The following is a 25,676-nucleotide window of genomic DNA, read 5'->3' as shown; positions in this document are numbered from 1 at the left end:
GGGGCGCTCGCCGCGGTGCGCCACACGTACGACCACGCCACGAAGTGCGCAGCCCGACAGTCCGCCGCTGTCTGCCGATCCGGTACGTTCCGTTCCCCCTCTCCCGCCCAGGGCAATATGAAAGCCCGACTGCGCGCCGGATGCAACTCCGGGCAGAAGGAGCAACTCCGGGCGCAAGGAACCGACCGGGGGGCGGGGAGTGAGAGCGGACAGAGAGCGCGAACGGACTCCCCGACAGGGGAGACACCCTGGTAGACTCTCATGGATGCCTGGCGAACGCCGCGTCGCGCTACTCGCGATGGAGCCAACCATGCCGGACGGTGGGGGAGCGCCGTCCAGCCATGGAGTCCGTCGTGTCGAGGCCTCCTTGCTCGCCGATCCGGACCTCGCCGGCGTGCCGATCCACGTGATCGACGCACAGACGAGGGATCTCGACGCGTGGGTCGCGGAGGTCGAGACCGTGGACGCGGACGTGGTCGGCCTCGCCGCGCACGTCTGGTCGTTCCCCACGTTCATCGAGGTCGCGCGCCACCTGCAGCGCAACCGGCCGGAGCGCACGATCGCCCTCTGGGGGCCCCTCGCGCGCCCCGCGATGTTCGCGCTCGCGCCCTGGCGCGACGCCACCGCTTGCATCGACGCCCTCGTGCACGGCAACGAGCTCACGTTCCGGGACATCGTCCGGCTGAGCGAGCGCTCTCCCGATGCGCTGCGCGCGGTGCCGGGGCTGCACGTGTGCACCGCCGGCGGCTGGGTCTCGACGGGCGACCCCCTCCATGTGGCGCCCGACGCGCTCCCCTCGCCGATCCGGATGAAGCTGCTCCCGACCGATCGCGTCGTCCCGCTCGAGATCTGCCGCGGGGGCGCCATGAGCTGCGCGACGTGCGGCGTCTCCGCGGGGGACGCCGGCAGCGTCTTCTCCGAGGCCTACCTCGTCGAAGAGCTGAGCGCGCTCCGCGCCGCCGGCGCGCCGGGCGCGCAGATCGTCGACGCCCCGCTCAACCTGAGCGCGGAGGCGTTCCGGAACCTGGTGGCCGCGGAGAAGCAGGTCGGCTTCTTCAAGCAGGCGACGCTGACGGCATCGATCGATCCCGAGCACGTGCACGACGAGCACCTCGAGTTCCTCCGCGGCGTCGCGCGCGTGTCGCTCGACGCGCGGCTGCCGCCGCTCAACAAGGAGACGGGCGACGGCACGCAGCGCCCCTTCAGGGAGTCGAAGTTCGCGAAGGTGATCGAGGAGCTCTCGACGTTCACGGACATCGAGGTGGACATCCTCCTCGGCCTCCCGGGCGACGGTCCGATCACGTTCCGGCGCACGCTCGAGCGCGCGCGCGAGCTCCCGTGCAAGGTCCGCATCTTCCACAGCCTCGTCCTTCCGGACGACCTCATGGTCCGCGCGCCCGCCTCGTTCGAGCTCCGCTTCGACCCCTTCACGCTGATGATGCGCTCCTGCCTCGGCTGGTCCGAGGACGCGCTCTCTCGCGAGCGCAGCCGCCTCATCGAGATGGCCTACCGCGAAGGCGGCGAGATCACGCCGGACATGTGGTCGTTCCCCGGGCCTCGGGAGATGCGGCGGCCCGCGATGCCGCTCGGCAGCGGCGTGGTCCCGCCGGGCGCCGAGATCCGGGTCGAAGGCGCGACGACGCTCGCGCCGGCGGGCCAGGACTTGCAGCGCGTGCTCGAGCTCGGGATCAAGGAGGCGACCTCCGGCGGGTGGACGTTCGTCGAGGCCTCGGCGCGCCCGGGCGAGATCGTCGTCATCATGAAGACGCGCGACGGCGCGCTGGTCGTCGAGATGCGCCCCGCCTCACCCACGGAGAACGCCTACAAGGTCGTGGACGGCGTCGCGTTCGGCTACCGCTCGCCGCGCGGCGTGAAGATGAGCGACGGCGCGCTCCGCCTGCTCGATCGCGTCCTCCAGCGCCTCCACGCGCCGGCGCGCACGGCGCTCGGCCTGTCGACGCAGGACGGCGGCCCCGGCTCGGCGCGCGTCCGGCGATTCCGCGCCACGCCCTCGTGACCCGATCGCGCAGCGCGCCGCGAGCCCTCGGCTACTCCTTGCCGCGCAGGGCGGCCGGCGCCCGCGGCGGCATCGATTCCATCGGACGGGCCCTCGAGAGGAGCTCGCTCCGGAGCTCGCTCAGGCGCGCCGGAGACAGCTCCATGTGGTCCACGATGTAGGGGTGGACCTGGCGGGTCTTGCCCCGGATGCTCAGCGCGCCGGTCGGCTGCGCCGGGACGCAGTCGTCGAGGGTCGCGTACGTCGTCTGGCAGATGATGATCTTGGAGCCGAGCTCCTTGTTGAACTGCTCGAGGCGCGCGGCCGTATTTACTGTATCTCCGATGCAAGTGTACTCCATGCGCTGGAGCGAGCCGATGTTGCCGGAGATGACGGTGCCGGTCGCGATCCCGACGCCCATCTGGATCTCGCCGCAGCCGAGGAGCTTCCGCTGGTTCATGCGCTCGAGCGCCTGCACCATCTCGATCGCCGCGATCACGGCGCGCTTCGGCGCGTCCTCGACCGAGAGCGGCGCGCCGAACACCGCCATCAGCCCGTCGCCGATGTACTTGTCGAGGGTGCCCCCGTAGCGGAACACGATCTCGACCATCTCCGTGAAGTACTCGTTCAGGAACGAGACCACGGCCTCCGGCTCGACCGACTCGGTGAGCGGGGTGAAGTTGCGGATGTCGGTGAACATCACCGAGACGTGCCGCCGCGTGCCTCCCAGCTTGAGCCGCCTCGGATCGGAAAGGACGAAGTCGACGAGATCCTTCGACAGGTACCGGCCGAGCTCCTGCTTCTCGCGCTCGAGCCGGAGGCGGGCCATGGACTCCACCTCGGCCCGCACGACCAGGTTGCGCGACATCCGCGCGATGATGCCGGCGACGACGCCGGGGAGCGCGATGAAGAGGATCTGCTGGCACTGGTCCGCGATGTTGATGGCGTTCTCTCCGTAGACGGACACCGGGCTGATCGGGATCGCGCCGGAGCCGACCGTGACGGCGAGCACGACGGAGTTGAAGAGGGCCGACAGCCCCGCCGAGTACAGGCACGCCGCGAGGCTGTAGCGGAAGCCCGACATCAGGTTCCAGAGCACGTAGACGGTCGCGAGGTAGCTCGTGAAGTACTCGATGATCCCCGAGTGATTCCTCGCGTTGCCGAGGGCCGTGAGCGTCAGGAGCGCGAGGTCGACGAAGATGCTCACGTACTTGAGCCAGCCCGCGTAGACGCCGGGGCGCAGCCGGAAGAACGCGTAGAGCACGAGCGAGTAGGCGAGGTACCCGCCGGTCAGGATCGCGAAGATCTGGTTGGCGGCCGGCGTGTTGATCGTCCACACGTGCATGAGCGTGGCGGCGCTGAGCAGCGCGAACGCGAACCGGATGTGGTTCACGATCTGCTCGCCGCGCATCTCCTGCGCCTCCATGATCCGCGCGATCTCGGGCGACTTCTCGATGCTCATGTGCGCCGTCCCCCTGCGCGCCGCAGCCGAGACCGCGCCGCGGCGAGCCCACGCGCGCAGAGCGCCGTCGTCAGCGCTCTGCCCTGGTGGTGGCCCTCGCGACCGCGCTTCATGGGCACCCGGTAGAGCGGCTCCGCTGGCCAGGAGCCGTCCACGAGCTGGCGCTCGCCGAGGTAACGCGCCCCTCGCTCAAGGAGCAGCGCATCGCACCGCTCCCTCATCGCGGCCCCCTCGATGCACGCGGCCGTGCGGAGCGGCGTCCCGAAGCCGCCGTCGAGCCGCTGCGATCGGAGCATCCGTGACAGCGTCGCGGCCTCGACCGCCGCGACCTCGTCGGCCCACCGCGCGTCCCCCGCCCTCCCCCGGTAAAGCCGCGCGAAGCGGAGGAACGCGAGGTCCGTGTACGAGGCATCGTAGAAGCAAGCGCCCTCGAAGCCGCCCTCCGAGGCGGCGTCGAGCACGCGCCGCGCGTTCGCGTCGATGAGCCGCGCGAACCGCTCCGCGTCGAACGAGAGCAGGCCCACGAGGAGGTTCAGGCGGACCGTCGCGCAGTCGTCGCCGGCCCACGCCACGCCCGGCGTGGTCGGCCCCGCGGGCCCGCGGTAGAACCAGGTCGGAACGACGCCATCCTCACCCACGTTGGCCAGCATGACCTCGATCCACGACTCTGCCCTCTCCTTCGCGGCGCCCGTCTCGGCGACCAGCTCGAGCACAATGCCGAGGAGGTCGGCGTCCGGCGGGACGTCACGGAACGCGGTGAAGTAGCGGAGCTCTCCAGCAGGGATCTCGTCGAGCAACGCCGCGGCGTCGGCGCGGACGTCGCGCCCGACCTCCCCGATCTCGAGCAGCGCTCTCAGGATCGTCGCACGGACGAACCAATGCCCGACCGGCTGCTCGCTCGACCCGAGCACGCCGAAACGCTGCACTTCCCAGGACTCGCGCCACGGCGCGGCGTCCAGGAGGAACGCGGCCGCCGCCTGCAGATCCGCGCGCGCCTCGTCGGGCGGCGCCGGGTCGCCCTGCGCGCGCGGCGGCCCGAGCGCCGCGCCGGGGCCGAGGAGATCGCGGAAAGACATCAGCCCCTCGAAGAAGCGGAGGCGCTCGCCGAGCGCCTCGATGAACTCGCGCTGCGCCTCGGCGAGGCCGCGCGCGCTCGGGCTCGTTCGAGGAGAGGTTGCCACGACCTCACGGGCGGACGCGAGCGTCTCCTGCATGCGCGCGGCGAGCGCGGCGCGGTACGGGCGGGTCGCGAGCAGGCTGTGGATCTCGCCGCGGCGCACGCGGGACGCACGCTCACCCGAGAGCGCGCGGAGCAGCGGAGGAGCGAGCCCCGCGCCGCGCAGCCAGAGCGCGAAGAGCGGCGTGAGCGTCGGCGCTGCGAGGTCAGGCGCGATCGGATCGATCCAGAGGCGCACGAGCCCGTCCAGCAGCCAGATCGGCTCGGCCACGGCCTCTCCGAAGCGACGCGCGGGCGCGAGATCGTCGCCTGCGACGAGCGCGGGCGCCGTCCAGAGGGCCACGGCCTCGCGCGCGCCGGCAGCGGTGGGCGCCGCCATGGCGCCGGAGCCGTCGATCTCGATCACCGGGTTCTCGCGCCACGAAGCCTCCGCCAGGTCGGCCAGGCCCAGGAGCCACCCGTGCGCGCGCGCGTCGTCCGCGTGCTGCGCGAGGAGCCGCGCGGCGAGCGCGCCCCGCGCGAGCGCGTCAGGAGCGCCTTCGATGCCCCCGGCGGCCACCGCGGCGACCGCCACGGCGGCGTCCGCGGCTGCGTCGGGCGCGGACACCCGCCCGCAGAGCCGCAGCGCCCAGCTGGCCCACGGGACGCTGTATCCCGGCGGCGTGCCCACGCTGCGCTCGAGCGCGAGCGCTCCCCACGCCGCTTCACCGCGCTGGAGCGCCCCCTCTGATGACAGATACGCCGACCAGGCGCGCCCGCACACAGCCCGGTCACCCGGGTCGAGCCATGGCCAGGCGGCGGTCACCCCACCAGCAGGGGACAGGGTCACATACCGACTCCGCCCTCACGCGCCGCGGCCGAGATGGCCGCATCGACCGCTTCGGGCGTCGAGGTCGCGGCATCCCGGATGCGCTGGAGCGTCTCCGCGCCGACGTCGTACCCCTCCGCCTGGATGGTGCGCTCGGGATCAGCAAGGAGCTGCTGACGGAAGCTCGAATCCACGACGGCACGACCGATGAGCTCTGCCTCAGATTTCTTCGACGTCACGACTCCTCGCTTTCTGGCTCGGAGGCTAGGAGACCTCCAAACGGCGAGCAAGTACAAGCAGGCGCGTCCGCGCGTCGTCCGGCGATGTTGCGTCCGCGCACGACACGCCGGTTCACCGCGGCGCGACGGCGGGCTCGCCGGCGAGCGCGCTGAAGAACGCGAGGAATATCCGCCGCTGGATCGCGCCCATGTACTGCTCGCGCTCCCTGCAGAACCGCGCAGCCTCCGGTAGCCCGAGGGCCCCGGCGGCGACCTCGGCGCGAGCCAGCTCACAACGCGCCTCCTCCAGGATGGCGTCGAAGCCGCCGCGCGCAAACAGGCGCGCGCGCAGGGCCGCCGCGCTGCGCATCTCCTGAGCGCGACAAGCCCCCCTGTCGTAGACATCGGCCCCCCTCGGCGACGCCGCATCCGCCTCAGCAAGCGCCCAGAGCCGGGAGAGCACATACGTTGTGTTGCCGAACGCACGATCCTTCTCAGCGTGCAGCAGGTCCGCGAACAGCTGATGCGCTGCGACAAGGGCGGAAACGAACTCCTCGAGGGCAGCCAGGTGCTCGGCCTGCGACAGCGCGAACAGGGCCGCCGCTGCCGGGAGCACGAGCGGACGCGAGCGGGCGAGCACCCGCCGGAACGTGGCGCCGTCCCGCGGGCCTGCGCCGCGGTGGAGCCGCCGCTCGAGGAGCATCGCCTCGCCATACCCGAACCAGACCTCTTCGAAGAGGCCCCAGAACGCGCTCCCGCCGGGCAGCGAGCGGGCGAGCAACGCCTGATGGCGAGCGAACAACGCCCCGGACAGGAGCACCGTCGCTCCAGGCTCACCGACCCCTTCGTCCAGCAGGTCGTCCTCGATCCGGACGTGCAGGTACCCGACCGCTGCCGCCTCGGCGAGGTCGACGGCGAGCGGCGGAAGCGCCGGCGATCCAGCGTCCAGCGCAAGCGCTGGTCCGCCGGGACGCGTCGCGACCCAGAGCGGCAGCTCGAGCACCGGGAGCGCCGTCGGGTGCGAGAAGTAGCCCTCGCCCGGCTCCCCCTCGAACAGCCGGAGGCGCCCGGCGAGCTCATCGAACAGCGCGCCGAGCTCGCTCCCCAGCCGAGCCCGGAACGACGCGAGCCGCCGCAGCACCTCGGCCTCGAGCGCCGCCTCGACGGCGCCTTGCGCGCCCTCGCCTCCCCCTGCGCGGCTGTCCTCGCTCATCCCACCTCCGGACGGCGCTGGCGGCGCCGACCCGGGCGACGCTAGCACGAGCAGCCTCGTCCGAGGGGGCGGGCGCCGCCGACTTTGCCCCGCGCGCCGCCCGTGCGACACTCAGCGACTTCACGAGATCAGAAACCATGATCGATTCCGAGCGTTTCGCTGGGCGTCACGGGGACATCACGACCGACGCGCGCGCTGACGTCCTCGATTTTCGCGACACCCTCTATCGCCCCACGATGGTGGAAGTGCCTCCGATCATGCCCCCGGAGCGCTTCGTGGAGTACGGCGTGCCCGTGCTCGACCAGGGCAAGAACAACGGCTGCACCGGCTTCACGGTCGCCACCGTGGCGCACTACCTGCTGCGCAGGCGCCGGGTCTCGCCGGACCGCAGCCTCGTCAGCCAGAACATGGTGTACACGATGGCGCGCCGCTACGACGAGTACCCCGGCGAGGACGACGCGAGGGGATCCAGCCTGAGGGGCGCCATGAAGGGCTGGCACAAACACGGTATCTGCTCCTACGAGCACTGGCCGTGGGACGCGAACGATCTCCACGGCACGCTCACGCCGGAGCGCGCAGTGGACGGGATGCTCCGGCCGCTCGGCCTGTATCAACGGGTGAACCACAGGGACCTCCCGGCGATGCACAGCGCCCTCGCGGAGGTCGGGATCATCGCGGCCTCGGCGCTGATCCCGTTCAACGGCTGGTATTACGGGACCCAGAGGAACGGCATCATCCCGACGGTCGACAAGACGAACCCCTTCATCGCCCCCTGGGGAGGTCACGCGTTCGCGATCATCGGGTATGACGCGGAGGGCTTCTGGATCCAGAACTCGTGGGGTGTCGGCTGGGGCAAAGGCGGCTTCGGTCGACTCTGTTACGACGACTGGCTTCAATACGGCTTCGACGCGTGGGTCGGGCGGCTCGGCGTCCCGATCCGCCTGAACCAGGCGCGCTCGCTCCGCCCGCTCACGTCCACCAGCCGGACGTTCGCCAGCCTGCGGCCGCACCTCGTCAGCGTCGACATGCACGGCCAGCTCCAGCAGCGCGGAGCCTACGGCACGTCGTCGGAGGACGTCCGTATCATCATGGAAGAGGATTTCCTGAGCGCGACCGCGACATGGAAGCGCCGCCGGCTCGTCCTGATCGCGGGCGGCGGGCTGCGCCGGCAGATCGACGCGATCAACCGGATGTCGCGCCTCCGGCCGAAGCTGCTCGGGCACGAGATCTACCCCATCGAGCTCCTCTGGGAGACCGACCACTACCCGCGCCTCCTCGAGATCCTCCATCGCGCCACGGAGGGGCGCCGCCACGACGGCTACGATCCCAGGGCGTTCGGGTTCATGATCGATCGGCGCGACGACGCCCTCGAGCCGCTCGTCCGCCGCATGGGCGGCAAGGCCGAGTGGGACCGCATGAAGCTGGCCGCGGGCGACGCGACGATGGACGCCGACCACGGCGGCCTCCGCGAGCTGATCGGCCGCCTCGCGTCGCTGATGGACAGCGATCCGAAGATCGAGCTCCACCTGGTCGCCCATTCGAGCGGCACGTTCCTGCTCGCGCCGCTCGTCCAGCTGGTCACCTCGGAGAAGGGCAAGAAGATCGAGGGCGGGCCGATGCGAGGTCAGCTCGGGCTCGGGCTCCCCATCGAGTCGCTCTCCCTGCTCGCGCCGGCGAGCGCCCTCGACGCGTTCCGCGACACGTACATGACGCCTATCAAGAGCGGCATGGTGCGCCGGTTCGCCCTGTTCACGCTCACGGACGAAGCGGAGCTCCAGGACCACTGCGAGGTGTACGGGAGGTCGCTCCTCTACCTGGTGTCGAACGCCCTCGAGCGGCGCCCGCGGGTGCCCGGCACGAGCGGCGTCTCGCTGCTCGGCATGGAGGCGGGGCTCCTCGATCCGGAGAACGCCGACGTCCTTTCGCTGCTCACGGAGACCAAGGACGACCGGCCCGTCGTGTTCCCGAGGGCGGAGTGGATCAAGGGGCCCAACACGAGGCCCCCGCCCCACGGCTCCGAGGCGCGGCGGCATGAGGACTTCGAGAACGACATGACCACGTGGAAGTCCGTGATCGCCCGCATCCTCAACCAGCCGTTCGCCGATCACCTGCCGCCCATGTCGGCGCGGGATCCGTGGTGAACGCGCGCCCCTCACCCCTCCGGGCGGCGCCGCTCCACTGAGCTGAGCCCGCGGAGCGCCGGGGCGTCGAGCCGCCCGGACGGGAGCGGCGGCGCGCTCGCGCCGCTCAGGAGGAGCGCGAACGACGCCCGGATCTCCTCGCCGAAGTTGATCCGGAAGAGGCCCATATCGGGGCGGCTGCGGATATCGCGGATCACGTCGCTGGGATCGCAGACCTGGCGCATCCCGATGAGCAGGGCGTACATCCGGATGAGGGTCGGGCCGCCGTGGCCGGGAGCGAGCGACGGCAGGCACCGCTCGAGCAGCACCCCGGTGCGCTCGACGTGACCCAGGAGAGAGAGCTTGAAGCGGAGCGCGGCCTCGTAGCTGACGTTCTGCTCGAGCACGCTGTGGAGGATGCCGAGCAAGCGTGTCATCGCGTCGCGCGCGGCGAGGGTCGTCGACAGGATCGAGGCGACGCTCGCCGAGGCGTCCTCGGCAGGCGCCCCGGGCGCGCCGCGGCGGGCCCGCGAGGGCCGGGGGCGCGCCGCGCTCGCGTCGCCGCGGGAGGCGCAGAAATGCGTCAGATGGATATCCACATCGTGGAACCACTTCGCGAGCTCTTGATCGACGACCGCGAGAAAGAGCTCTTCTTTCGTGGTGAAGTAGAGGTAGAGCGTGCCCTTGGCGAGCCTGGTGCGCTCGGCGACCTGAGCCATGGTGACCTCGGAATAGGGGGTCTCCTGGAACAGCTGCCAGGCTGCGTCGATGATGAACCGTCGCCGCTCCTCCTTCTGCTCCTCCTTCCTCGCTCTCCGCGTCGAGCTCATAGACTCCCCGGTCTACGATGTCTCCAGAAGCGCCGCAATCCAGACTCAGCGGTCACCACACACAGCGCGAATTCGAGCTGACGGGCACGACCAGCGCTCGCCACGTTCGCCGTTCGCTCAGCAGAGCAGCGAAACGCATGTTGCAGCCGCAGTAGCCGCGTTCATCACATTTCGCCGGACACGGTCACACCGAACCCGTGCAGACCAAGGAACATCGGGGCAATGCCCGAACGCGCCACCTGTTCGACGGTCCTTGAGAGGGCGCGCGCGACCCGCGCCGGGAGCCAGCCCGACCCCTCGGGTACACCGGGAGGCGCGGCGGCACGCGAGACGCGCGTGACGCGCGGCGCGGGCAGCGCGAACAGGCCAGCGCCATCGTTGCAAGGCAGCGCGAAGCAGAGAGGAAAAGAGACCAAGGTCGCCACCGTGACGACCACCAATCCCCTCCTGATCGTCGAACCAGCGCTCACCCCTGCACCCACATCTAACCTAGCGCTGCCACCGACGATTGTCGCGAGCGGCAGGGCAGCAAAATAACATTGCTGCTGTCCAACAAGGGAAGTTCGACATGGAGAGTCGCCCTTTCTGCGACATCCCACCTACGCCACGGCCGCGCCAAGTCGGGCGCTCCCTGGATCGCGCTGTTTCAGCCGGCGGCCGCCATCGCCAAAGCTTTATGGATCACGCGGAGCGCGACGTCGGTGAGGCTGTAGGCCGGCAGCTCGGGGACGGGCACGAGGGCCACCTCGGAGGCGTCGTCTCCTGGAGAGAGGGCGCCTCCGATCGACTCGCACAGGTAATCGAGGATCACGTAATGATAGGGAGTCGCCACGATCTCCACGACCTCCACGAGGGGACCGACGCGGACGTCGAGGCCCGTCTCTTCGCGGATCTCGCGGGCAACAGCGTCGGCGAGCCGCTCTCCGGGCTCCACGCGTCCACCCGGAAGCGACCAGGAGCCCTCGAGGGGAGGCCGAGCGCGCTTGACGATGAGCACGCGCGGCGCGTCAGGCGCATCCGGCCGGCGATCGATGACGACGGCGCCCACCGCGACGCGCGGGGGCGAGAGGGCGCACGCCGGCGCGTCGCTCACGGGGCGGCAGCTTCCGTGCGGCCGGCCTTGCAGCGGACGTCGCCGGGCGTCGCGACCGCGAGGTCGTACTCGCCCAGCGCGAAATCGCCGGGGATCACGACGGCCCCGTCGTACCGGCCGCGCTCGTCGGTCGACAGCGAGCCGACCGTCACGCCCTGCGGCGCCGCGGTCCCCGTCAGGATCACGTCGACGCGGACGTGCCCGCACGGCGCCCCGGCGCTGCTGACCTGTCCCTGGAGGTGGAGGGGAAAGCCGCGGCGGATGTCCTTGTCCAGCGCGGTCACGACCACGTCGGTGCTCTCCGCCGCGGGCCCGGCCGCATCGCTCGTGGGCGTGGGCGCGGGGGGCGGCGGCACGGCGGCACCGCTGCTCCCGGCCCCTGGGCCAGCAGGCCCCGGTTGCGCCTGCTCGGCGCGCGTGCGGTCAGCGAGATCCTGGCCCGAGTCCCGCTGCTCCGGCCAGCTGTAGGGATCCGGCGGCGGCACATGGGGCGGGCGGCTCGGATCGACCTCCTGGTCCATGTTGAGGGCGGCCCCCCCGAGGTCGATGCGATGCCAGAGCGAGCCATCGAAGACCTCGACCCAGGCGTGCGCCTCGTTGACGACCATCCGCGCGGGGATCCCGATGTGCAGGGCCGTGACGAGGAACGCGAACGCGCGGTGGCGGCAGACGCCTTTTCGCGAGAGGGCGAGATCCAGGTAGATGTCGCCGTTCCCCTTGGGCGGGTCGTCCGACGGGACGAACGACCGGAAGTACTCGACCATCTTCTGAACGACGTCGCGCGGCCGCATCGCGGACGAGATGCCGATCGCCTGGGCGACCTGCCTGAACGCCGCCTCGTGGGAGGCCTCCTGCGGCCCGCGGAAGGGCTCGAGCTTGCTCCAGCCGACGTCGGCGAAGTCGCTGCCGAAGGTCGCGCGGGGGATGGCGAGCTGCACGATGAGCCGGACGCGCGCGCTCTTCGTGCCGCGCACGAACCAGTTGTCGGCGCCGTCACGCAGGACGACGACCGGGGTATCGGGGTTCACGTGCATCCGCACGAGCCGCGTGTCCGGCCCGACCGTCGGGATCCGGACCGGCTCGTTGGGCACGAGATCGACGGCGATGTCCCCGTAGAACGCCTCGTCGCCCGCCGAGACGGCGCTGTCCGCCTTGACGGTCTTCAGGCTCCGATCTCGGACGACGAGCGAGTAGTCCGCCCTCACGGCGTCGTACGCTTGCAGCCGCTTGAACGGCGCGGTCGCGGGGGAGAACGGATCGTCGTAGCGCTCGACGTTCGGCCGGCGGGTGTCTCGATCCGGCTCGTAGGACGCGTCGGGGCCGGCGTCGGATCCGACGTTGCTGTAGACCTGCTGCTGGTTCGACGGCGGGCGCTGCGGGTCGGGCGCCGTGGCCAGGCCGCTCGGCGTCTGGATCGCCGCGGGGAGCCCGCCGTCGAGCGTCGTCGTGGCGAGCGACACGTCCTCCGCGGGATCCGGCGCGATGAACTCGTGCAGGAGCGACGCCTGAGCATCGGCGAGCCGCGATACGGCGCAGGCGAGCGCGAACACGAGCAGGCTGCGCGCCGAGCCGCCGAACCGGCGCCTGGACACGGGGACAGCCGGCGGAGCAACAGGGCGCAGGCGCGCGACCGGAGAGGACATCAGGGGCCTCTTATGAAACCAGAAACCCCGGTGATGTTCCACGGCGGCTGGTCGGTTGCCGTCAGCAACCTGCCCGACGGCCACCTTCGATCGCGCCGCCCGCGGCGCTGGCGGCGCCCGCGTCGATCACCGGTCAGCGCCGGAAGTGCGCGGCGTCGGCCTGCTGGCGCCGCGGGTGCGGGGCGGAGCGCAGCCGGTCGATCGCTTCCGTCGACTCTCCGCGCGCGGTGAGCTCGGCGGCGAGCACGTCGAGGGCGGGCTGGAAGATGTCCGTCCGCGCGAAGCGGCCAGCGCGCCCCCCCGCGAGCCTCGGCAGGACGGCGACGATGCGCCGCATGCCGTCGGCGTAGCGGCGGGAGATGGCCAGCCGGTCGATGAGAGGCTCGAGGAAATCGGCGACCGCCGCCGCGCGGTCGCGGACGCCGTCGCAGGCCTCCTTCATCGGCTCGAGGAGCAAGAGCGTCCAGAGGACCGTGTCGTCGAGCGGGCGATCCGCCGCGGTGCGCCGGTCGACGTAGTCGAGCACGCGCCAGAGGCGCTGGCCGGGGCCATCATCGCCGCGATCGTCATAGAGCAGCGCCGAGACCTCCGGCAGGAGGACGTCGAGCACCCCGGTCTCCCACGCGAGGTAGATGGTGCGGCGCGCCTGGCCGCCGCGCAGCAGGCGCAGGATCTCCTCCGAGAGGCGCGGGCGCGCCGCGAGCGCGAGCGCGTCCCGGCAGTAGACGACCGCATCGTAGACGTCGGGGGTGATCGCGAAGCCCAGCCGACCGGCGAACTTGAGCGCGCGCAGGATGCGGATCGGATCCTCGCGGAAGCGCGTCTCCGGATCGCCGATCGTGTGGACCACCTGGCGGCGCACGTCCTCCATGCCGCCGACCCAGTCGAGGATCTGCCGCGCCTCCACGTCGTAGAAGAGCGCGTTGATCCGGAAGTCGCGGCGGAGCGCGTCCTCGTGCGCGACGCCGAACGCGTTGTCGCTGCGGATGAGCAGCTCGCTCCCGTCGTCGGAGTCCTCCTTCGGGTTGCGGCGGAAGGTCGCCACCTCGATGACCTTGCCGCCCTGGAAGAGGACGTGCACCAGGCGAAACCGCCGGCCGATGATGCGCGAGTTGCGGAACAGCTCGCGGACCTCCTCCGGCCGCGCGCTGGTGGCGACGTCGAAATCCTTCGGGCGCCGATCCAGCAGCAGATCCCGCACACAGCCGCCCACCAGGTAGGCCTGAAAGCCGTGGCGTACGAGGCGTCGAACGACTTTCTGGACGTCCGGATCGATCCGCGCTTCGTCGAAGACGACCTGGTAGCGCCGCGGGGTGGGGATGTCTTCGTCGACGAGCTCGACGCGGAACGGATCTTCGTCGAGGGCGCCTGTGTCCGTCGGCATGAGCTCGCCCTCGGGCCCAGCGCGTGGCCCGAAGGCGCTGCGGCTCTCGTACATCGGGAGTTCGGCGTCGTGAAACGCCGCTGTGCCGTTATCAGGTGATGGGGTCGCGCGACCCATAGTCAGCAACCGAAAAAGCGCCAGGCAAAGCCTGGAGGGAGTGGAGGACGACTGGCGCGCGATTCTGGGATTCCAGTACTCGCTGGAGAACCGACCCGCGCAGATGAGGCCCGCGCCCGCGGACCTCCGAACCACGCCGGCTCGCTCGCCGCGGCCAGTGTCGGCCTGACGAGCGGATCCGGCTGTCGCCCGGAACAAGAGATGGTAACGGCCGTCTAGCAGGGCTTCGCCGTGAGAGCAAAGCCGAGGCGCAGGGGGGCCGACGGAAGCCTCCGGAGCGAGCGGGCTTCACGGTTTGGTGCCCCAGTGCCCGACGCCGGGGGGCGGCGGCGCGCCGGCGTCGGGCGGAACGGCGGACGACGTCCCGGCGCGGGCCTCGGGCGTCGCGAGCAGCGCCTGCCGCAGCTCCGCCATCGAGGCGAACCGGCCGCGGGGGTCCTTCACGAGCGCCTTGCGCACGACGGCGTCGAGCTCGCGCGAGATGAGCAGCCCCGGGTGTACCCGGTGCAGCGGCGGCGGCGGCTCGCGCCCGTGCTTCTCCGCGATGGCGGGGTACGGGCCCTGAAAGGGGACACGGCCCGCGAGCATCTCGTAGAGCACGATACCCAGGGAGTAGACGTCGGCGGCGGGCGCCGCCGGCGCGCCCTGCGCCTGCTCGGGCGCCATGTACTCCGGCGTCCCCACGACCCGGGGGAGCAGCGCGCCTTCGGCGCCCTGGCCCTGGATGAACGAGAAGCCGAAGTCGAGCAGCTTGACGATCTCGCGCCCGTCGGCCGCGTGCACGAGGAACACGTTCTCCGGCTTCACGTCGCGGTGGATCACCCCGGCGCGGTGGGCGGCGTCGATGCCCGAGGCGAGGTCGGCGGCGATCCGGACCACGCGAGACGGGACGAGCGCTCGGGTGAACGTCAGCGTATCGGCGAGATCGAGCCCGACGAGCAGCTCCATCGCGAAGCACGGCGCGTCGCCGGCGCGCTCGAGCGCATCGACGCAGAGGACGTTGGGATGACGGACGCGCGACGCCGCGCCGGCCTCTCGCTCGAACCGCGCGATGAGCAGCGGATCGTCGCGGAGCTCTGCCCGGAGGACCTTGACCGCGACGCGCGACGTCGCGGCCTCACGCGGCCTGCCGACGCGATCCGCGAGGTAGACGTGCCCGACGCCGCCGCTGCCGAGCAGCTGCACGACGCGGTACTTCTCGCAGAGGAGCTTGCCCACGAGCGCTTCAGCGGCGACGCGAGCGGGAGGCATGGGATCGATCGTAGCGCAGTCGCGCCTGCCGAAGGGCACGGAGGGCACACGGACGCGACGGCGGCGCAGAAGAGCGCGCTGGCCAGCCTGCGCGCAGCCAGGAGAGGTTCGCGCCCGTACCATCGGGCGGCCGCATCGCGCGCCCCGCTGCAGCGCCGCGCTCCGGCCGCGATCGTTTCCACCGACCGGGCCGACGCCACGGGACGACCGCGGCGCAGCGAGATGACGCGCAAAGTCATCGGTGTGCGCGCAGACCTTGTCCAGCCTGCAGCGGGCGTGGTCAAGGGTCCCGGGGCCAGACGAGCAGCACACCGCCGCCGCAGGGCCCCGCGCCGCCTAGCAGCGCGGCGTGCGCTCCTGGAGCGCCGCGAACTGCCCGCCCTGAACGCAGGCGCGCCTGGATCGCTTGAGCGGCGACGAGGAGGCGGCCACGCTAGGCGCCGCATGACCGACGACCGTCGATCCTCCACCCCGAGCACGCTCGACCTCGACGCCGAGCTGGCGCCTGCGGCGACGAGCTCCGCAGAGCCGAGCGCAGCAGCCGCCTCGCACCCGCCCCCGCTGCGATGGCAGAAGAACCTCGCGCTCTTCTGCCTGACGGTCGTCTCGGTGTTCGTCGCCGGCACCCTCTGGACCCCGATCACGCCGGACGACGACAGCGCGCTCTCGTTCGTGAAGGCGCTCCCGCAGACGTGGCCGTTCGCGGTGCCGTTCCTGTCGATCCTGCTGGCGCACGAGTTCGGGCACTACTTCGCGGCGCGCGCGCATGGGGTGGAGGCGTCGCTCCCCTACTTCATCCCGCTCCCTGTTGTGAGCCCGCTCGGCACGATGGGCGCGGTGATCTCGATGAAGGGCAGGATCAAGTCGCGGAACGCGCTGCTCGACATCGGCGCCTCCGGCCCGCTCGCCGGCCTCGCGGTGGCGCTCCCGGTCCTCTTCGTGGGCCTCATGCACTCGGACGTGCACGCGAGCTCCGGACCTGCGCTGCAGGAGGGGCGCAGCCTCCTGTATCTCCTGCTGAGGCGGCTCGCGGTCGGCCCGATCCCCGAGACCCATGACGTCTTCCTCGGCCCCACGGCGATGGCGGGGTGGGCAGGGCTGCTCATCACGGCGTTCAACCTCTTTCCCGTCGGCCAGCTCGACGGAGGGCACGTCGCGTACGCGTTGTTCGGCAAAGATCAGGACCGCTACAGCCGCGCCGCGCACTGGCTGATGCTCGCCCTCTTCGTCGGCAACGTCGCCTATTTCACGCGGCACTTCATCGCGGAGGGGCTGTCCGACGCGCTCATCTCCGCGGTCGCGAACGGGATGCCGTGGCTCACGTGGTTCGGCTTGGTCCACCTGATGTTGCACGTGGGTGGGCGGGAGCACCCTCCCACGGAGGCCGGCGAGCTGTCGCCGGCGCGCAAGGTGATCGCGGTGGTGACGCTGCTCCTGTTCGTGTTGCTGCTGATGCCGACCCCGTTCGGCACCTACTGAGCGCGCGGGCGCTCAGGGTTTCGCGGCGCCGAACTTCGCCCGGAGCGCATCGCAGACGGCGGCGGGCGCGTAGTGGCTGACATCGCCGCCGTGGCTCGCGATCTCGCGCACGAGCGACGCGGAGACGAAGCCGTAGTGGGTGCGCGTCGGCAAGAAGACGGTATCGACGCCGGGGAGCATGTCCGCGTTCGCGTGGGCGATCTGCAGCTCGTACTCGAAGTCGGTCGCCGCGCGCAGGCCGCGGACGATCACCCGCGCGCCGACGCGCTGGCAGTACTGGATGAGGAGCCCCTCGAACGAATCGATCCGCGCGTTCGTCACCTCGCTCGTGGTCTGGCGCAGCAGCTCCAGCCGCTCCGAGTACGTGAACAGCGGGTGCTTCGTCGGATGACGGCCGACGGCGATGATCACCTCACCGAACAGCTTCGACGCCCGCTGGATCAGATCGAGGTGACCGAACGTGATCGGATCGAAGCTCCCCGCGTAAACTGCCAACAGATCCTTGGACATGACACTCACTGGTCCGGCGTCCGCTTGGGAGCGCCCGCGGGCGGCGCCGACTTCGGAGCGGCCGCAGGCGGAGTCGGCTTCGGAGCGGCGGCGGGGGGGGTCAGCGGCGCCTGGAGCGCGGGCCCCTGGGGCGAAGGTGAGGCGGGCGCGCCTGCTGCACCGTCTGCTGGCGCCGCGGCGGGAGCCTGCCCTTCGTTGACGGGCGCCGGCGCGCTGCCCCGGAGCACCTTGTTCACCGCGCTGTCGTCCTCGATCCACATGAGCCGACCGCCGTCGCCGAAGGTGACACGGAAGTAGGCGAGCAGCCCCGCCCCGATCACGCCGTCCAGATCGAGCTGGAGCTGCTTCTCGACGGCCTGGAGCGGCGCCCCGTACACGCCCGGGACCTTGGGGATCTCCAGCGCGCCCAGCCGCAGCATCGGCACGACGCCCTGCTTCAGCTTCTGCTCCGGATCCTGCTCGACCCGCTTCAACCCATCGGCCTCGAAGCCGGCCTTCTTCCAGCCTTCCTTGTCGAGCGCGATGGGGAACGTCATCGACGTGTCGATGAGCAGCGGCCCCTGCACCGACTTGTCGGGGCCGAGGCTGCTCCGAAGCACCATGCCGCCGCCCTTGATGAAGACGACGTCGACGCGCGTCGCGTCGGGCGGCGCCGGCGGGGAGAAGCTGCGCACGACGAACTGCCAGCCGCTGTAGTCGATGGTCGCGTTGAGGCGGCGGAGCAGGTTCACCCCGAGCAGCGCCTTGACCGGCGCGCCGATCTGCTTCGAGACGCCCGACAGGTCCTGCGTGAGGGCGGGCACGTCGTTGATCTCGAGCTTCTTGCCGAAGCGGAGGGAGACCCAGCTCGGCTCCTTGCGCGTGCTGCTGTCGAGGACCACCTCGCCCGTGCCGGTCGACACCATCGCGAGCGCCGACTCGCCGTCGATCTCGAGCGGGACGACGAAGAACGGGGCCGCGGGGCTGACGTGCTGCATCTCGATCGCCGCGAGGAGCGCGCCCGAGACCGTGAACGGCGCGCGCCCCGCGCCGCGCCTCGCCAGCTTGGCGATCGACTTCGCCCACTCGTCGACGACATCGGGATCGTCGAGCATCGCCTCGAGCTCGTCGGCGGCGGCGTCGAGATCGCCCTTGTACCAGAGCGCGCGCCCGCGGAGCCCTGCGGCCTCGGAGCCGGCGACGCCCTTGAGGAGGCGCAGCGCCTCGGCGTAATCGAGCCGGGCCAGCGCGATGCGCCCCGCGAGCAGCCGGGCCTCGGTGTCGGCCGGGACGATCGTCAGCGCCCTCGAGACCGCATCGCGCGCGTTCTCGACGTCGGCGGACTGGAACTCCTGTCGGGCGCGGGCGAGCCATTTCTCGGCCGCCGGCGGGCGGGCGGACTCCGGGCCGATCATGCTCGAGCACGAGGCGAGGAAGGTCGCGGTCAGGAGGCCGCCGAGGCGGACAGCGAGGGAGCTTCTCGTCGGCGAGGTTCGGTTCGAGTGGATTCGCACGTGGATCTCAGGCCCTTTGCGGCACACCGTCCGGCCCGAGCTCTCCCGGCGAAATCGGCTCGATCGCCAGGATGCGATCGGCCCGTAGCTCGCGACGGCTGCGCGACGGGAGCAGATAGCCGAGAACCCGGGGTGGGTCGAGGTCCGTTCGCACCCCCGTTACGCACACGACGAGCTCCTCCGGCCCCCGGCGCGCCGGACGGTACCTCACGCGCACGATGGCGGCGTGCTCGGCCGCGCGCACCGCCGCTGCCACCAGCGCCGGGCGGGCGTGGCGCTCGCCGATCCGGACGTGCCACAGGTCGCGCGGCGTCCGCGGCGCGAGGACCTCCACGATCTTGCGGAACACGGCGCGCAGGGCATGGACGTCGTCTTCGGCGCGGTGAGCGCGCTCGCGGTGCACGCCGAGCTCCCTGCAGAGGGAGGCGAGGCTGTGGCTCGGCAGGGCGAAGGCCCGGCGGGAGAGGACGAGCGTGTCGAGGTAGTGCGGGAGGCGCCTCGCCCTGCCCGCCCGCGCAAGCTCGGCCTCGAGGAACGCCACGTCCCATGCGGCCGCGTGCGCGATGAGCACCGCGCCCTCCGTGACCTGGTCGATGCGATCGCAGAGCTCGGCGAACGTGGGCGCGCCCGCGAGCTCCCGCGGATCGATGCCGTGCACGTGCGCGTTGCCGAACACGCCCGGCTCGGGCCGCACGAGCGACGTGATCGCGTCCTCGCACGCATCCCCCCGCGTCCGCTCGGCGCAGACCTCGATCACGCGATCGCTCTCGGGGCGGAGGCCCGTCATCTCGAGATCGAGGAACACGAGCGGCGCGCTCTCGATCGGATCATCCCAGGGCGAGCCGGCAGGGGGCTCCGCGCCGGTCGCCCGCTCGGGCCCCACCCCTTCGCGCTGCTCCGTCATCCGACCTGCTTCCCCACCACGGCGGCTCGACCCAGGAGACGACCGTCCCTCGACATGGACGCGTCTTAGCGAATACGGCGCCCGATCGAAAGCGATCCTCGCGGAGCTTCGAGCGCGGCACGCCCGGCCCGTGACGTCCGGGCTCCGGCGCGCAGCCCGAGCTTCGACAGGGCGGGCGCGGGGGGTTCGAGGCGATGCCCTGACGGCGCAGGGCGCGGCGTCGCGCCGGATCCGCCGCGCGGCAATGGCAGAGATCCAGCAGAAACGCCGCCGTGCAGCGCCGGATGTTCACCGGAGCTTTCGTTGCTACACTGCCCAGCGTGCCGGACGGGGTAGCTACAGTCCCGGGGGGCCCTCCTCACGAGGAGCTCGATCTCGGCGACGGTTTTTCGGGGTTCCGCTGCGAGCGTAGGACCGAGCCGCTCGATCTCCCGGTCCTCGTGGTGAACCGCTTCTTCCAACCTGTGCAGATCACGACCGCGCGTCGCGCTTTCCTGCTGCTCTTCGGCGGGGCCGCCCTCGCCGTCGACGAGGTCGGCGATCTCCACGATTTCTCGGCATGGCGGAGCTTGCCGGTGCGCGAGAAGGACGATGGCCTCCCCGTGGTCGGCGGCTCGCTCCGCGTGCCGCGCGTCCTCCACCTCCGCCGGTACGACCGCATGCGGCGCCCGACGATCCGGCTGACGCGCAAGAACGTGATGCTCCGCGACACGCACCAGTGCCAGTACTGTGCGCGCCGCCCGCCCGTCCGTGATCTCAACATCGACCACGTGCTCCCCCGGTCGCGCGGCGGCGAGGACACCTGGGAGAACCTCGTGACCGCGTGCCGCACGTGCAACCTCCGCAAGGGCTGGCGCACGCCGGACGAGGCCAGCATGCGGCTCATCCGCCAGCCTCTGCCGCCGCGGTGGTCAGCGACGATGCAGATCCTGATCGGCTTGCCGCATTCGTTCGACGAGTGGAGCCCCTTCCTCAGGGCCGGCTGACGGGCTCCCCCGCAGGTCTCTCCTCGGCGCCGAAGGCGGGCGCCGACGAGCAGATCGTTCACGGCGCCATGGTCACGCGCCCTTGCTCGTCGCAGTAGGCGATCGCTCTCCACCCGTCCTCGGTGCAGAGGAAGAAGTCGATGCAGCCGGTCCAGCACGCGGTATCCACGCAGGTCTCCGCGGCATCCGCCGGGCAGTCCGGCTGCTGCAGGGCGGGCGAGCAGCCCGCGGCCTCGCCGCTGCGATCGAGCGTCACGACCTCGCACGCGCCGGGGCCGCCGCCCGCGCCCGCATCCCCGTCCCCGGCGGGCTCACTGGCGGAATCGCAGACCGCGGCCTCCGTCCAGGCCCCCTCGAGGCAATCGTAGAGCGCACGACACGCTGCATCGTCGCAGGTGCCCCCCCGACCGACCGGGCACCCTCCCTGGGGGATCTGGCCGCACAGCTGCGGCTCCGCGATGGGATCGCAGCCTGGCGCGAGGGCGGCGACGGCGGCGGCCGCGATGAGGCACAGCGGGATCTTCAAGACGGCCGTCGAGGAGAGCTCGGATTGCCGGCGCGAGGGGAGAAAAACGCAAGGCGCCTCGCCTCCGCTCAGCCGAACCGTTTAGTATGCGCGCCATGCGTCCCTGCGCCACCGCCAGCGCCGTGTTCACCGGAGTCCTCCTCGCCGCGGCCCTGTTCGCGGCCTGCTCGAGCGGCGCCGCGCCGCCGCCCTCGCCGCCTGACAGCGCGCCGCTGCCTTCGCCGCCGCCTGCCTCGCAGCCGACGTCCCCTGGCGCCGCGGACCCCGGCGCCACGTCCCCTGGCGCCGCGGACCCAGGCGCCGCCGCGCCCGCGCAGCCGGACCGGCCTGCGAGCCGCAAGAAGGCCCCCGAGACCGTCGAGGACTGCAAGGTCATCGCCTCCGAGATCACGAACGATCCGCCGGACGGCGGGGTCGTGATGAACAACGCGACGACCTCCGCCGACGCCGGATCGAGCGATCGCCTGCAGCCGCTCGTCGACGCGATCAAGGCGAGGCGCGACGGCTTCCGCTGCTGCTTCGATCTCTACGCCCGCAAGCACCCGGGCGCGCAGGGCAGGATCACGTGGCAGCTCAAGCTGAAGCCCGACGGGACGTTCGAGGAGGCGAGCATCGTGCGCGACAAGAGCGACGTGACCGCGCCGCAGGTCGAGTCCTGCATGGAGGAGCTCGCGAAGTCGATCACCTGGGCGCGCTCGCCGAGCGGCAAGGAGACCGTGCTGACCTACCCCTTCGACTTCAAGCGACGCAACTACTAGCAGCGCGCCGCCTGCGAGGAGCACGTCAGTGTCGAGCGACGCTTCGGGGATCCTGCGCGGCTCGGGCCACCCCGGCCGCAATGCCTACGCCGAGCTGCTCCGCGACACGCGCGGCCTGAGGCGGGAGCAGCAGCAAGCGCGCGAGGCGTGGTTCGCGCGCCTCGCGGCCGACAAGAAGGACGAGACGCTCTTCGAGCTCGAGATCCTCCTGAAGGGCGTCGCTTGCTTCGCGAACCCGCGGAACCACCCGGGCGCCGGGCGGCGCCAGACGATCGTCAGCCACGACTTCCGCGAGCACCTCCAGCACGCCCGCGACGGCATGGCCCGCGTGGTTCAGCTGACGCGCACCATGCTCGGCGATCGCGATCGCGCCTTCGTCTTCCAGCGCTACCTGGAGACGGTGCTCCCGGAGGACACGGCGCGCACGCGCCTCCTCCACGCGACGATGGCGCAGGAGTCGCCGGAGTCGAGCCTCTTCGTGCTTCGGCACGGCTTCACGAACCTCATCGAGGTCGCGGGCGGGCTGCTCCGGTTGCCGAGGGTCAGCTTCAGGCTCTTCTACGCCCACCTCGCGACGGCGATGCGCGAGATCGCCCAGAGCACGTTCTTCAACCCTCTCCACGCGCTCGAGTTTCGCCCTGAGTTCGATCGCATCCCGTCGACGCAGGTGCTCGAGCTCATCCACCGCGTGCCCGGCGAGCAGGCGCACCGGCTCGTGGCGCTCACGTTCCTCGCGCTGTTCAGGATGCTCAGGTACCTCCGCCTGCTCGACGCCATCGCGCTCGATCACTCGGATCACCGCGTGGCGGGGCGCGGGTACCTCGTGCTCGCGGTCCTGCGCAGCGACGCCCGCGCGCTCTCGAACTACCTCCGGCGCCGGGCGGGCGCGCTGCTCGCGGACAGCTTCGAGCGCGATCTGCTGCGCGTGCCCGCGAGCGACATCGTCGCGCGCCACGACGAGCTCGCCGCCGAGGGGCACCGCCTCCTCTCCACGAAGGCCGCGCTGACCGGGCTCGCCGCCAACCTGCGGCTCGAGATGCGCCGCGCCTTCGAGCACGACCTCCCGCCCGCCGACGCGCTGGTGAGCGAGTCCGAGTACCGGGTCCGCCTCCGCGCCGTCTCGCACGGCCTCCGCCCCGCGCTGCAGAACGCGATCCTGTTCCTCGGCAGGTCGCTCGGCGCGAAGCTCGAGGAGGGCCGCGTCTTCGACGATCAGGCCGCGCGGCGCGCGACGAGCGATCGCCTACGACGCGACGTGTGGATGTTCGCCCAGATCGCGCGCGCGTTCGCGAGCAAGGCGCGCCACACCGGCCCGGCGCCCGATCGATGGACCGGCATCGCGAGCTTCGCGTTCGTGCGCGAGTTCCTCTCGTATTTCCGGGCGATGGGCTACCCGCTGCTCCGGGTGGGCGACTATCCCCACGTCGACGCGTTCGTCTCCGCGATGACGGCGCTCGAGGAGAGCGATCTCCTCGATCCGCAGCGGCTCGACGCCGCCATCCGCGAGTGCGAGGCGTTCTTCGAGTTCCTGATGAAGCTGTTCGAGCAGATCTCGAAGCGTGAGGACCTCGCCGGCGTCCCGTTCGATCGCAAGGGCGCCGCGCGCGCTCTCCGGCTCTACCTCGGCGAGCGCACCTGAGCGCCCCTCGCGGGCCGCGCCGCCGCATCCTCAGAGCGCACCGAGGGCACGAGCGCCGCTCGCAGATCCTGGAAGCTCCCCCGCGGTCCGCCGTCGCTGAGCGGGACGCACGCGCCCCACCCGCCGCTCCGGCACGCCGGCGAACGGGAGCAACGCGCCGCACGCCGATGCCGGCCACCTCGGCCGCAGGCGGCGGCGCCGCCGCGGGGATATCGTCCACCCGCGCGCGCCTCCGGCCTGGCCTCGCGCGTCCGGAGCCGCGGCGTCCTCACCCCCCGATGGTCTTGTAAGACGGATTATCTGGTCGCAAACGGCGGGTCGGCTCGCTGCGCCTCGTTCTGTTGGAAGACCCGAGGCGCTCCCGTGTCGCCTTATTCCGACTCGTCGGACGGGCCGGTGCTCGCAGGAGCAGGAGCCGGCGTGCTCTTGCGCGCGCCGCGGGTGCTCGCGCCCTTGGCCGGCGCGCGCTTGGCGGCGGCGCGTCCTCGAGGAGCGGCCGCCTTCTTCGGCGCAGCCGCCCGCTTGCCGGCGGCCTTCGCCTTGCGCTTCGGAGCGGCCTTCTTCGCGGCCGGCTTCTTGGCGGCGGCGCGCTTCGGGGTCTTCTTGGCGGCGGCGCGCTTCGGGGCGGCCTTCTTCGCTGCCTTCCGCGCCGGCTTCTTCGCGACCTTCCCGGCCTTCGCGGCGGCCGGCTTCTTGGCCGACTTCGTCACCTTCTTCGCAGGCTTCTTCGCGGTCTTCTTAGCAGCCATTGGAAATCCTCCTGCATTCGCCCCGGCACGGCACGGCGGACATCGCCAAACGTCCTCTCCGCTACAGTTTCCTTACCGAGGCAACAGATGTTGCACGACGTATATTGCCACGCATGGTGATGGTCAAGGAAAATCTTGCAGGCCCTAAACCGATGTATCCCGTGTGTTCCAGGCAAACTGGTCCGCAAGCGTTGCGAGGGTAAACGTCGGAGCAGGCCATGGTGAAGCAACCAGACCGAACCGTACGAATGATTTTTGTTGACAGTTGACGGGATGTCTGTCTTGGCCCTCTGCGCTCCTTCCTGGCGATCGCGCGCCTGCACGGCGCGGCAAAAGGCGCCGGAGCGCTCATGGTCGCACGGAGCTCCAGCGTTGCGCAGGCTCTAGAGAGCCTTGTGCGGCGCCATTCGCCTCGCTACGGTCGCGCCGCCTGCGCGGCGCCCCTCATGGCCGAGCGCCGCGCTGCTCTAGGCTGCTCTAGGAGGAAAGGTATGTTGGTTCGTCGCTCGACGTCGTGGTTGTTGCTTGGTGCAACGCTCCTTGCGGGCTCGGGGGCGCTCGGGTGCGGCTACTCGGAGGAGGAGATGCAGGCGAAGATCCGCGAGATCGAGGGCCTGAAGACCCAGCTGAGCGCCGAGCAGGCGCAGAACAAGAAGGCCAAGAGCGAGCTCGACGAGGCGGCGGCCCGGATCGAGCAGCTCAAGTCCCAGCTCAAGGCAGCAGGCGTGGACATCTCCAACCTGAACGCGAACCTCGAGCAGCAGGCGCGCGCGCTCGAGGACTTCCGCCGCCGTGCCCAGCAGCTCGAGGACATCAAGAAGCGCTTCGAGGTCCTGCGGGACAAGCTCCAGGCCCTCACCAAGCTCGGGCTCAGCGTGACCGTCCGCAACAACCGGATGGTCATCCAGCTGCCCGGCGACGTCCTCTTCGACTCGGGACGGGAGACGCTCAAGAAGGAGGGTCAGGAGATCCTGCTCAAGGTGGCCGAGGTCATCCGCAACGACGCCGGCCTGTCGGCGCGCTCCTTCCAGGTCGCCGGGCATACGGACAACGCGCCGCTCGCCGGCGGCCGCTTCAAGGACAACTGGGGGCTCAGCGTGATGCGCGCCCGCGAGGTGCTGGCGTTCCTGCTCCAGCCGGAGGACAAGGCCGGCGGCGGCCTCAAGCCCGAGCGGTGGAGCGCCTCCGGCTACGGCGACACCGACCCGGTGAAGCCCAACGACACCCCGGAGAACAAGCAGGCCAACCGGCGCTGCGAGCTCGTGGTGCTGCCGAACGTCGAGGAGATGCTCGACCTGAAGACGCTCACCCAGTAAGGCT

The 25,676-nt window shown here is 71.2% G+C and carries 22 protein-coding genes; 7 read left to right on the top strand and 15 right to left on the bottom strand.

The features are described 5' to 3' along the window. Positions 1-310 precede the first annotated feature (310 nt). Positions 311-2,017 (top strand): oxidoreductase, encoded by a 1,707-nt coding sequence (locus WMF45_RS09625; protein WP_437716629.1) that lies wholly within the window; start codon positions 311-313, stop codon positions 2,015-2,017. Between the two features lie 31 nt (positions 2,018-2,048). On the opposite strand, the gene WMF45_RS09620 is transcribed toward WMF45_RS09625, so the two are convergent. The 4 genes from WMF45_RS09620 to WMF45_RS09605 all read right to left on the bottom strand — a co-directional run bounded on the left by WMF45_RS09620 (position 2,049) and on the right by WMF45_RS09605 (position 6,874). Continuing rightward, positions 2,049-3,458 carry an adenylate/guanylate cyclase domain-containing protein gene (locus WMF45_RS09620; RefSeq protein WP_437716628.1) on the bottom strand — a complete coding sequence of 470 codons (1,410 nt, stop codon included), beginning with the start codon at positions 3,456-3,458 and terminating at the stop codon, positions 2,049-2,051. Then, complete coding sequence (locus WMF45_RS09615) at positions 3,455-5,464, bottom strand: hypothetical protein (protein WP_437716627.1); 2,010 nt, start codon at positions 5,462-5,464, stop codon at positions 3,455-3,457. The genes WMF45_RS09620 and WMF45_RS09615 overlap by 4 nt, the downstream gene beginning before the upstream one ends. After that, positions 5,461-5,682 carry a Franean1_4349 family RiPP gene (locus WMF45_RS09610; RefSeq protein ID WP_437534351.1) on the bottom strand — a complete coding sequence of 74 codons (222 nt, stop codon included), beginning with the start codon at positions 5,680-5,682 and terminating at the stop codon, positions 5,461-5,463. Before WMF45_RS09610 ends, WMF45_RS09615 begins: the two co-directional genes overlap by 4 nt. A gap of 112 nt (positions 5,683-5,794) precedes the next feature. Further along, on the bottom strand, positions 5,795-6,874 hold the full coding sequence (locus WMF45_RS09605; protein WP_437716626.1) for a geranylgeranyl pyrophosphate synthase: 1,080 nt from the start codon (positions 6,872-6,874) through the stop codon (positions 5,795-5,797). Between the two features lie 137 nt (positions 6,875-7,011). Here WMF45_RS09605 and WMF45_RS09600 point away from each other — a divergent pair, with 137 nt between their 5' ends. Continuing rightward, the gene (locus WMF45_RS09600; protein ID WP_437716625.1) at positions 7,012-9,015 is read left to right on the top strand and encodes a C1 family peptidase; all 2,004 of its coding nucleotides are present in this window, start codon (positions 7,012-7,014) and stop codon (positions 9,013-9,015) included. 11 nt (positions 9,016-9,026) lie between these two features. Here WMF45_RS09600 and WMF45_RS09595 read toward each other — a convergent pair whose 3' ends face one another. From WMF45_RS09595 to WMF45_RS09570, 6 genes are all read right to left on the bottom strand, one after another. Then, positions 9,027-9,824 (bottom strand): TetR/AcrR family transcriptional regulator, encoded by a 798-nt coding sequence (locus tag WMF45_RS09595; RefSeq protein WP_437716624.1) that lies wholly within the window; start codon positions 9,822-9,824, stop codon positions 9,027-9,029. A gap of 164 nt (positions 9,825-9,988) precedes the next feature. Continuing rightward, positions 9,989-10,261, bottom strand: a complete 273-nt coding sequence (locus WMF45_RS09590; protein WP_437716623.1) for a hypothetical protein — start codon at positions 10,259-10,261, stop codon at positions 9,989-9,991. Between the two features lie 209 nt (positions 10,262-10,470). Continuing rightward, the gene (locus WMF45_RS09585) at positions 10,471-10,917 is read right to left on the bottom strand and encodes an NUDIX hydrolase (RefSeq protein WP_437716622.1); all 447 of its coding nucleotides are present in this window, start codon (positions 10,915-10,917) and stop codon (positions 10,471-10,473) included. Continuing rightward, the gene (locus WMF45_RS09580) at positions 10,914-12,560 is read right to left on the bottom strand and encodes a transglutaminase-like domain-containing protein (RefSeq protein WP_437716621.1); all 1,647 of its coding nucleotides are present in this window, start codon (positions 12,558-12,560) and stop codon (positions 10,914-10,916) included. Before WMF45_RS09580 ends, WMF45_RS09585 begins: the two co-directional genes overlap by 4 nt. Positions 12,561-12,693: 133 nt before the next feature. Next, a complete protein-coding gene (gene pcnB / locus WMF45_RS09575) occupies positions 12,694-13,944 on the bottom strand; it encodes a polynucleotide adenylyltransferase PcnB (protein WP_437716620.1) in 1,251 nt (416 codons plus the stop codon). Between the two features lie 405 nt (positions 13,945-14,349). Then, positions 14,350-15,312 carry a serine/threonine-protein kinase gene (locus tag WMF45_RS09570; protein WP_437716619.1) on the bottom strand — a complete coding sequence of 321 codons (963 nt, stop codon included), beginning with the start codon at positions 15,310-15,312 and terminating at the stop codon, positions 14,350-14,352. 444 nt (positions 15,313-15,756) lie between these two features. On the opposite strand from WMF45_RS09570, the gene WMF45_RS09565 reads away from it, so the two are divergent. Then, on the top strand, positions 15,757-16,791 hold the full coding sequence (locus tag WMF45_RS09565) for a site-2 protease family protein (RefSeq protein WP_437551206.1): 1,035 nt from the start codon (positions 15,757-15,759) through the stop codon (positions 16,789-16,791). Positions 16,792-16,803: 12 nt separating this feature from the next. Here the strand turns inward: WMF45_RS09565 and coaD are convergent, their stop codons facing one another. Genes coaD through WMF45_RS09550 form a run of 3 tightly spaced genes read right to left on the bottom strand, consistent with a single transcriptional unit; the run spans position 16,804 to position 19,698 of the window. Then, positions 16,804-17,301, bottom strand: coding sequence for a pantetheine-phosphate adenylyltransferase (coaD, locus tag WMF45_RS09560; RefSeq protein WP_012234349.1), 498 nt, complete (start codon positions 17,299-17,301; stop codon positions 16,804-16,806). Positions 17,302-17,306: 5 nt separating this feature from the next. Beyond that, positions 17,307-18,794: a tetratricopeptide repeat protein gene (locus WMF45_RS09555; RefSeq protein ID WP_437716618.1), complete on the bottom strand. Its 1,488-nt coding sequence runs from the start codon at positions 18,792-18,794 to the stop codon at positions 17,307-17,309. A gap of 7 nt (positions 18,795-18,801) precedes the next feature. Further along, positions 18,802-19,698 (bottom strand): 3'-5' exonuclease, encoded by an 897-nt coding sequence (locus WMF45_RS09550; protein WP_437716617.1) that lies wholly within the window; start codon positions 19,696-19,698, stop codon positions 18,802-18,804. 320 nt (positions 19,699-20,018) lie between these two features. Here WMF45_RS09550 and WMF45_RS09545 point away from each other — a divergent pair, with 320 nt between their 5' ends. Continuing rightward, positions 20,019-20,684, top strand: coding sequence for an HNH endonuclease (locus tag WMF45_RS09545; RefSeq protein WP_437716616.1), 666 nt, complete (start codon positions 20,019-20,021; stop codon positions 20,682-20,684). 58 nt (positions 20,685-20,742) lie between these two features. Here the strand turns inward: WMF45_RS09545 and WMF45_RS09540 are convergent, their stop codons facing one another. After that, complete coding sequence (locus WMF45_RS09540) at positions 20,743-21,210, bottom strand: hypothetical protein (RefSeq protein WP_437716615.1); 468 nt, start codon at positions 21,208-21,210, stop codon at positions 20,743-20,745. A 95-nt stretch (positions 21,211-21,305) separates the two neighbouring features. On the opposite strand from WMF45_RS09540, the gene WMF45_RS09535 reads away from it, so the two are divergent. Next, positions 21,306-21,968, top strand: a complete 663-nt coding sequence (locus WMF45_RS09535) for an AgmX/PglI C-terminal domain-containing protein (RefSeq protein ID WP_437716614.1) — start codon at positions 21,306-21,308, stop codon at positions 21,966-21,968. Between the two features lie 28 nt (positions 21,969-21,996). Further along, positions 21,997-23,607 carry a hypothetical protein gene (locus WMF45_RS09530; RefSeq protein WP_437551195.1) on the top strand — a complete coding sequence of 537 codons (1,611 nt, stop codon included), beginning with the start codon at positions 21,997-21,999 and terminating at the stop codon, positions 23,605-23,607. A gap of 371 nt (positions 23,608-23,978) precedes the next feature. Here WMF45_RS09530 and WMF45_RS09525 read toward each other — a convergent pair whose 3' ends face one another. Beyond that, complete coding sequence (locus WMF45_RS09525) at positions 23,979-24,356, bottom strand: hypothetical protein (RefSeq protein ID WP_012234342.1); 378 nt, start codon at positions 24,354-24,356, stop codon at positions 23,979-23,981. 491 nt (positions 24,357-24,847) lie between these two features. Between WMF45_RS09525 and WMF45_RS09520 the strand changes: the two genes are divergently transcribed. Next, a complete protein-coding gene (locus tag WMF45_RS09520) occupies positions 24,848-25,672 on the top strand; it encodes an OmpA family protein (protein WP_437716613.1) in 825 nt (274 codons plus the stop codon). Positions 25,673-25,676: the final 4 nt, after the last annotated feature.

The sequence above is a fragment of the Sorangium sp. So ce448 genome (genome assembly GCF_051520915.1).
Taxonomy (GTDB): domain Bacteria; phylum Myxococcota_A; class Polyangia; order Polyangiales; family Polyangiaceae; genus Sorangium; species Sorangium cellulosum_B.
This window is presented reverse-complemented; position numbering and strand designations above follow the sequence as displayed.